Raw genomic sequence first — 8051 nt, 5'->3', positions numbered from 1 at the left:
GGGTGAGGTCGGGCGCCCTCGTGGTCGGCGTGGCCGTGGCCCGGGCGTCGCCGGGGGGCGAGGGTGGCGTCGGTGCTCAGGTTCTCGGGGCAAAGCCGCTGAAGAGCCTGTGGCGCACCCACACCACGGTCGAGCACACAGGGCTGACGCACCAGCTCATCGCCGCGCTTGAGGGCTACCTCGATCCCGCGGACAGCAACGTCATGGCCCTGGCTCGCGGCGAAGCCCACTCTTCCAGCGCCGGAAGAGACTGTGCACCGTCTGCCACGGCCCATACTGCGAAGGCAGATCCTCCAGGGGAGCACCGATGCGCACCCGCCAGCGGATCCCCGTCGATCTGGTGCGCCGACCCCGCGGCGGCCGACCCTACGTGGCCACCGGCAGCAACGGCTCCGGCATAGACCACTGCTCGTCAGAAGGTGCCCTCGCCCCAGGTCGGAGATCATCACGGTCGGAGGCGAGGGCATCACCGGATTCGCCAACCCGGCGCGGCTGGGAACGGCTCAGCTTGTCATCTCTCCCATCCGCCATACCCGCAGGGACTCCACGGTGGCGCCGTCACCGAAGATCCTCAGCCCCAGCGCGTCGTCCCTGTTGCTGTACGCGCGCGTGGTGATCGACTTGTGGCCGTTCGCGTACGCCTCGACCATCGAGCGGTCCAGGAAGACGTCCAGCACCAGCCGGTCGCCGTCGAGCGACAACGGTCCGCTGTGCACCCCGAGCTGCCCGCCGAGGCCGGAGTTGTTGCCCGTCAGGGTGCGGTCCACGCCGAACTCCCCGGAGCCGTTGTCGTAGAACAGCCGCGTGTACTCCTCGGCTCCCGGGCTGCGCAGCACGTCGATGCCGAAGCGGTCGGTGGTGCCCCGCGCCATCGTCATCCGCACGTGGAGCATGTCCCCGCTGACCCCGCTCAGGCGCTCGTTGGCCTGTGCCACGCCGAGCGACTCGGTGATCTCCACCAGCGGCTCGCCGTCATGCAGTTGCTCGGCCTCGACCACCGGGCGCACGCCCAGGTCGCCGTCGGGGCGCATGGTCAGCTCCACCGGGAGGCCGGCGTTGTGGGCCCAGCCGGCGTCGAAGTGCGCCTGTTCGGTGCGCCGGTCCTGGGCGATGGTGAACACCAAGGACCGCTCGGAGCTGTCCACCAGGCCGCTCGGGCCGGTGAAGTGGTCGCCGTAGTCGAGCAGCCGAGGTTCGTCCGTGTCAGGGGTCCAGGTGAGGGTCTGAGCGTCCCAGGTGCCGACCCAGTAGTAGACGTACCGGCTGGCGTACTCGGCCGGCCCTTCGGGGAAGGCCGGATTGATCAGCAGGGCGTTTCGCTGCCGTCCCTCGGAGTCCTCTCCGATGGGCAGGAACACCGGCAGCTCCCACACCTGGCCCGTGCGGGGGTAGGCCGCCACGTCGCCCGTCATCAGCGGGCCGGCGTAGGTCCAGTTCTCCAGGTCCTGGGAGGTGTACATCAGCACGGTGCCGCCGACGCTGGCGCCATCGGTGGTCCGCACGCCCGAGCCCACCAGCTGGAAGTAGGTGTCGCCCTCCTTCCAGTCGAACGGGTCGCGGAAGTCGCCGAAGCGCACCTGGCGCCCGGCGCCGACGTCCAGGTCCCGCGTCTGCTGGGTCACCAGGGTGGGATGCATCTCCCACTCGATCAGGTCGGGGTCGTCTGGGTCGGCCGGACGGGCCAGGCCGACGGCCTGGTTGGGGGTCTGTGCGTCGTTTCCCGCGGTGAACAGCAGGGCCGGGTTACCGTCCGGGTCCAGGACGGCGTCGCCGGACCAAACGCCGTCCGGGGCGACGCTGCCGGCCGTCGGCCGCAGGGCGATCGGCAGGTCGCGCCAGTGCACCAGGTCCTCGCTGACCGCGTGGCCCCAGCTGATGTTGTGCCAGTAGGGGCCGTGGATGTTGTGCTGATAGAACAGGTGATAGCGGCCGCCCACCTCGATCGGGGCATGCGGCTCGTTCATCCAGTGGTTCGGCGCGGTGAAGTGGTAGCCCGGACGGTAGCGGTCGCCGTCGTAACGGGAGCGCTCCATCGTGAGATCGGGCACCGGTATGGTCCCGCCCGCGAAGGTGTCGAGGTCGGCCTGGTGCGCCGCGGCCGCGTCGGAGGCGGTGAGCGCCTGGCCGCTGATCTTCACCTCGTCGATCAGCCCTGCGAACATGTTCACCGCGAAGACGCCGTTGATGATCTCCGGCAGGTTGTGCCGCCCGATCAGCAGGGGCACTCCGGCGGGAGCGAAGCGCGCCTCGGGGGGAACCGGGGCGGCGGCGACCTCTTCACCGTTGAGATACAGCCGCACCGCGCCCCCGGCCGGATCGAAGGTGCCCGCCACGTGTGCCCACGCGCCAGGCATCAGGACCGCGCTCTGCTCCACCGTCGCCTGGTACCAGGCATTCCCGGCGCCGACGCCGAAGAACCAGCGTCCGTGCCGGCCCACGCCGAGGGAGAAGCCGAGGTTGGCGGTTCGCTCCTGCTTGTTGACGATGGCGGACTCCTTGCCGGCGTCGCCCCATTCGAAGCCGCGCGGCGCCACCCACGCCTCGACGGTCAGCGCCTCGGTGCCCAACTCCAGCTGTGCTTCCCGCGTCACGTACGTGGAGTAGCCGTCGAAGAGCAGGGCTGCCGACAGCTTTCCGGCGTCCGCGTCCTGCGGTTCCCACAGGGGGTCGCTGCTGGGCTTGTAGACGGCATTGGTGAAAACGTAGGCGATGGGGTTGGCCTGGCCGCTCACCTGGTCGGTGGTCGAGGTGCCCTGGCCCTCGCCGAAGTCCCAGTGGGCTGCAAGGCCGTCCTGCTGCTGCGTGCCGAGCCCGATGCGGGCGCCGCGCGCGACGCCGCCGATCGCGGCGGAGCCGACCAGTGCGCCGGTGACGGCCACGAAGGCACGCCGTCCAAGTGTGGTGCTGCGTGCGGTCTTTCGCTGTGCGTCGGTCACGTTGGTTCTCCTCATTTCGGTGGGGGGTGAGCGGTGCTCCTCGGGACATGGCGTGGTTTCAGATCGCCGGCGGTGGCTCGTTCGCGCCGTTGACCTGGCTAGCTAATTCGATTTGACGCCAGCGGGGATGATGCTCAGGGCCGCGCTTCTGCTAAAGCAAGACTGCTGCAACACAGCTTTACGAAATCGTAATCCGAACCCCAAGTGGGCACCGAGCGTTACGAAGACGGCACGCTATGGCTGCGCAATTCGGATGGAATCGCCCGCTCTCTCGCCAGTCTCGCGCCAGGTGTTGACAGCAGCGACACACGGTCGCATGCTCCTCCCCACTGCTAATTCGATTTACTACACGAGTGGGGAGTGGAGCCGAGGATGGCACGACGCCGCGTCACCATGGCCGACGTCGCCCGCAGCGCGGGCGTCTCGCAGACCACGGCCTCGTTCGTGCTCTCCGGGCGCACCGACAAGCGGATCTCCACCGCCGCCAGCGAGCGGGTGCGGGAAGCCGCCCGGATGCTCGGCTACCGGCCCAACGTCACCGCGCGCAGCCTGCGTACCAAGTCAACCCAGACCATCGGCCTGGTCTCCGACACCATCACCACCACCCCCTATGCGGGCGACCTCATCCGCGGCGCCCTCGAGGCCGCCCGCGCCCGAGAGCACCTGCTGGTGATCACCGAGACCGGCGGCGATCGCGCCGCCGAGTCGGGGCTCGTCAACGGGCTGCTCGACCGGCAGGCCGACGCGGTGATCTACGCGACGATGTACACCCGTTACGTCACCCTGCCCCAGGAGCTGTACGGCCGCAGGGTGGTGCTGCTCAACTGCCTGGCCCCGGGCTTCGACGCGCCCTCCGTCATCCCGGACGAGATTGAGGCGGGCCGCGCGGCCGCCCGGTTGCTGCTCACCGCCGGGCACACCGGCGGCATCTGGGCGATCGGCGGCCACCAGGCCGTCCCCGCCACCCCTGACGGGATCTTCGCGGGCAACGAGCGCATGCGCGGGCTGCAGGAGGCGCTGCGCGCGGGCCGCGCCGGTCTGGAGGGGGTCATCGAATGCGAGTGGGGTGCCGAGGACGGCTACCGCGAGGTCCGCGGCCTGCTTGAGGACGGGCACACGCCCCGCGCGCTGGTCTGCGCCACCGACCGGGTCTCGTTCGGCGCCTACCAGGCCCTGGCGGAGGCCGGGTTGAGCGTGCCGGACGAGGTGTCCGTGGTCTCCTTCGACGACCAGGACTTCGCCGCCTGGCTCCACCCCGCGCTGTCCACCCTCGCGCTCCCGCACTACGAACTGGGCCGGCTGGCCGTCGAGCTGATCCTCGATCAGGAGCGGCTGGACGCCACTGTGCACCGCGTGCCGATGCCGCCGCGCGTCCGCGGCTCCATCGGCCCACCCCCCGACTAACGCCCTGACGCCCGTGGGGCCGGGCGGCCACCCGACCCCACCACACGGCTCATACCTCTCACGACACGAGAACGGACGAACCATGCGCAAGCTGATGCTACCTCTGGCGCTGGCCGCCTTGGCGGTCCCCACCGCCGCCTGCTCCGGCTCGGACACCGCGGGATCCGGGGCCGCCTGCGACGGAACGATCGACGGCACCCAGGAGTTGACGGCCTTCTACCACGCCGGCGGCGAGGAGAAGCGGGCGTTCCAGTCGTTGGTGGAGCAGTTCAACGACAGTCAGGCGGAGGTGACCGTCACGGTGGAGAGCGTGCCCGAGGGCACGTACAACGACTCCGTGCAGGCCGCCGCCGCCTCCGGCGAGCTCCCCGAGCTTCTCGACTTCGACGGGCCGAACCTCTACAACTACGCCTGGAACGGCAACCTCATCCCGCTCGACGACTGCCTCGCCGACTCCACCACCGCCGACCTGCTGCCCTCCATCGTCGAGCAGGGCACCTACGCCGACCACCTCTACGGCGTCGGCGCCTTCGACTCCGGCACCGTGCTGTACGCCTACCGCACTGCCCTGGAGGAGGTCGGCGCCCGCATTCCTGAGGGCATCGACGACGCCTGGACCGCGGAGGAGTTCACCCGCATCCTGGCCGACCTGAAGGCCGCCGGGTACGAGCGCCCGCTCGACGCCCACATGTGGTACGGGCGTCAGGGCGAGTGGTTCTCCTACGCCTTCGGCCCGATCGTGCAGTCCGCCGGCGGCGACCTGATCGACCGCGACGGCTTCCAGTCCGCCGACGGAGTCCTCAATGGCCCGGAGGCGGTGGGTGCCATGGAGACCTTCCAGAGCTGGTTCACCGACGGCTACGTCGACACCGAGGCCCAGGACGACAGCCCGTTCCTCGAAAAGCGCAGCCCGATCTCCTGGAACGGCATGTGGGCCTACCAGGGCGGCTACCACGAGGCCGCCGGCGACGACCTGGTGGTGCTGCCGCTGCCCGACTTCGGCGAGGGCTCCAAGGCCGGCATGGGCTCGTGGCAGTTCGGCATCACCACGCAGGCCGAGGAGCCGGACGCGGCCGCGGCGTTCCTGGAGTTCCTGCTGCGCGAGGACAGCCTGCTGACGCTCTACGAGGCCGTGGGCGCCCCTCCGTCCACCCAGACCGCGCTGGCCGCCAGCGAGTTGTACGCCGAGGACGGCCCGATGACCCTGGTGACCGAGAGCCTCGCCCGCGCACCCGAGGTCGCGGTGCCCCGCCCGCAGACCCCCGCCTACCCCGCGATCACGCAGGCGTTCTCCCAGGCCATCGACGACATCGCCCAGGGACGCGACGTCCAGCAGGCCCTGGATGCCGCGGTCGAGCGCATCGACCGCGACATCCAGGACAACGACGGCTACCCCATCCAGGAGTAGCCCTCGCCTTCCACGCGTCCGCCCCACGGCGGCGCGGCGAGCCCGCGCCGCCCGGGACAGACTCCGGCCCCAGAACCGTCCCACCCGCGAAACCCTGCGAGGTGACCCCTCATGCCCGCTGTGTCCCACGCGGCCTCCGCCATGGCGGCGCCGCCCGCCGCGCGACGCCGCACCCCGTCGCTGCGCACCCGCGAGCGGCTGACGGCGCTCCTCTTCTCCGCGCCTGCCGCCGCCCTCCTCGTCCTCTTCCTGATCGCCCCGTTCGTCTCCGCGGTGGTGCTCTCCTTCACCAACCAGCGCCTGTCCTCGCCCCTCCCCGTGGCCTTCGTCGGCCTGGAGAACTACCAGCGCCTCTTCGACGACCCGCTGTTCTGGCGTTCGTTCGGCAACAACGTGCTCTTCTCCGCGATCGTCGTCCCCCTCCAGACCGCCGCCGCCCTGGGCCTTGCCGTGCTGGTCAATCGCGCGCTGCCCGGCCGCACCTTCTTCCGCACCGTCTACTTCCTGCCCACCGTCACCGTGATGGCCGTCGCCGCCGTCATCTGGAAGCTGCTGCTGCTCCCCGAGGGCGGCCTGGTCAACGGCGCTCTCGGCATCGTCACCTTCGACCAGTTCCAGCCCGGCTGGCTCTCCAGCAGCGGCTGGGCGATGCCGGGCATCGTGCTCACCTCCCTCTGGCAGGGCGTCGGCTTCCAGATGGTGATCTTCCTCGCCGGCCTCCAGACCATCCCCGCCCAGCTCTACGAGGCGGCGCGGGTGGACGGCGCAACCGCGTGGCAGCAGTTCCGCCACGTGACGCTGCCGGGCCTGCGCAACACCCTCATCTTCGTCATCAACGTCACCTCAATCTTCGCCTTCCGGCTCTTCGACCAGGTCTACCTGATGCCCCAGTTCCCCGGTGGCCCCACCGACGCCACCCGCACGATGATGCTCGAACTCCTCCAGACTGGCTACACACGCCGCATGATCGGCCAGGCGTCCGCCCTCGCCGTCGTCTTCTTCCTCTTCGTCCTGGCGGTGTCGCTGATCCAGCGCCGCCTCGGCCGCGAGGAGCGTGCGATCCGATGACGACCACCGACCAAGCCACAGCCACCACCACGCTCACCACCCCCAGGACGCGCCGCGGTCTCCTCGTCCACTACCTGCTGTGCACCGGCATCGCCGTCGCGATGCTCGTGCCGCTGCTCTTCATGGTCTCCGGCGCCCTGAAGCCCAACGACCAGGTTCTGTCCGACGGCGGCAGCTGGCGCGCTCTCCTCCCCACCGACCCGAGCCTGGACAACTTCCACAGCGCCTGGGAGCGCGCCGACTTCGGCCGCCTGATGCTGAACTCCGTCATCATTTGCGGCTTCACGGTCGGCTCCGGCCTCGTCGTCAACAGCATGTTCGGCTACGCCCTCGCCCGGCTGCGCTGGACCGGCCGCACTGTCGTGCTGGCCGCCGTCATCGCCCTGATCATCATCCCGTTCGAGGCGCTTGCCATCCCGCTGCTGCTGATGGTCACCGAGATGGGCTGGCACGACACCTACCAGGCACAGATCATCCCCTTCATCGCCAACCCCTTCTTCGTCTACCTCTTCTACTCCTTCTTCCTCTCCCTGCCCCGCGAGCTGGAGGAGGCTGCCCGCATGGACGGTGCCAGCCCCTGGCGTGTCTTCCGCTCCGTCATCGTCCCGCTCTCCAAGCCTGTCTACGCCTCCGTGGCGATCCTCGGCTTCCTGGTGGTGTGGGGGCAGCTGCTGTGGCCCGTCATGGTCACCCGCAGCGAGGAGGTGCGGCCGCTGCCGGTCGGCATGTCGGTATTCCAGACCCTGCCGCCCATCCAGTGGGGCGACATCATGGCCTTCGCCACGATGATGACCGTGCCCGTGCTGGTCGTCTTCCTCATCTTCCAGCGCGCCTTCGTCCAGGGCATCGCCTCGCAGGCGGTGAAGGAGTGACCCAGCCGCCCGCACTCCACCTGCGCCCGCCCGCCAACTGGATCAACGACCCCAACGGGCTGGTCCACCACGACGGCTGGTACCACGTCTTCTTCCAGCACAACCCGGAGGCGCCCACCCACGCGAACGTCCACTGGGGCCACTACCGCAGCCGCGACCTACTGCGCTGGCAAACCCTGCCCACCGCGCTCGTCCCCACCCCCGGCTGGCACGACGCCGACGGCTGCTTCTCCGGCAACGCCATCTCCGCCGACGGCCGCATCACCGCCTTCTACTCCGCCTTCCGCGCCGATCGCTGGTGGCAGCCGATCGCCGCCGCCGACTCCGACCCCCAGGGCCTGGCGTTCACCAAACGCCCCTCCC

General features: G+C 70.0%; 6 protein-coding genes and 2 pseudogenes. 5 read left to right on the top strand and 3 right to left on the bottom strand.

The genetic code is table 11. The features are described 5' to 3' along the window. The 3 genes and pseudogenes from ADY01_RS41020 to ADY01_RS29245 form a co-directional block, all read right to left on the bottom strand. Positions 1-230, bottom strand: a 230-nt coding sequence (locus ADY01_RS41020) for a hypothetical protein (protein WP_234320455.1), incomplete at its 3' end; no start/stop codon positions are given. Further along, positions 202-354 (bottom strand): annotated as a pseudogene (locus tag ADY01_RS37570) (transposase); the annotation flags it as partial. The gene ADY01_RS41020 and the pseudogene ADY01_RS37570, both read right to left, overlap by 29 nt. A 149-nt stretch (positions 355-503) precedes the next feature. Then, complete coding sequence (locus ADY01_RS29245) at positions 504-2936, bottom strand: LamG-like jellyroll fold domain-containing protein (protein ID WP_159001493.1); 2433 nt, start codon at positions 2934-2936, stop codon at positions 504-506. Between the two features lie 372 nt (positions 2937-3308). Here ADY01_RS29245 and ADY01_RS29240 point away from each other — a divergent pair, with 372 nt between their 5' ends. The 5 genes and pseudogenes from ADY01_RS29240 to ADY01_RS29220 form a co-directional block, all read left to right on the top strand. Beyond that, positions 3309-4340: a LacI family DNA-binding transcriptional regulator gene (locus tag ADY01_RS29240; protein ID WP_049579490.1), complete on the top strand. Its 1032-nt coding sequence runs from the start codon at positions 3309-3311 to the stop codon at positions 4338-4340. 82 nt (positions 4341-4422) lie between these two features. Then, positions 4423-5748, top strand: coding sequence for a sugar ABC transporter substrate-binding protein (locus ADY01_RS29235; RefSeq protein WP_053171318.1), 1326 nt, complete (start codon positions 4423-4425; stop codon positions 5746-5748). Between the two features lie 111 nt (positions 5749-5859). Next, positions 5860-6816, top strand: a complete 957-nt coding sequence (locus tag ADY01_RS29230; protein WP_078900712.1) for a carbohydrate ABC transporter permease — start codon at positions 5860-5862, stop codon at positions 6814-6816. Continuing rightward, a complete protein-coding gene (locus ADY01_RS29225) occupies positions 6813-7688 on the top strand; it encodes a carbohydrate ABC transporter permease (RefSeq protein ID WP_049579488.1) in 876 nt (291 codons plus the stop codon). The genes ADY01_RS29230 and ADY01_RS29225 overlap by 4 nt, the downstream gene beginning before the upstream one ends. Next, positions 7685-8051: pseudogene (locus ADY01_RS29220) on the top strand (glycosyl hydrolase); the annotation flags it as partial. The gene ADY01_RS29225 and the pseudogene ADY01_RS29220, both read left to right, overlap by 4 nt.

This window comes from Streptomyces sp. SBT349, assembly GCF_001083795.1.
Classification (GTDB): Bacteria; Actinomycetota; Actinomycetes; order Streptomycetales; family Streptomycetaceae; genus Streptomyces.
The sequence above is the reverse complement of the archived record's forward strand: the minus strand, read 5'-3'. Positions and strand labels throughout refer to the sequence as shown.

Excerpts from the sequence above, each read along its gene's own strand:
- ADY01_RS29240 (WP_049579490.1), top strand. The coding sequence starts at position 3,309 with ATGGCACGACGCCGCGTCACCATGGCCGACGTCGCCCGCAGCGCGGGC.
- ADY01_RS29230 (WP_078900712.1), top strand. The coding sequence starts at position 5,860 with ATGCCCGCTGTGTCCCACGCGGCCTCCGCCATGGCGGCGCCGCCCGCC.
- ADY01_RS29235 (WP_053171318.1), top strand. The coding sequence starts at position 4,423 with ATGCGCAAGCTGATGCTACCTCTGGCGCTGGCCGCCTTGGCGGTCCCC.
- ADY01_RS29225 (WP_049579488.1), top strand. The coding sequence starts at position 6,813 with ATGACGACCACCGACCAAGCCACAGCCACCACCACGCTCACCACCCCC.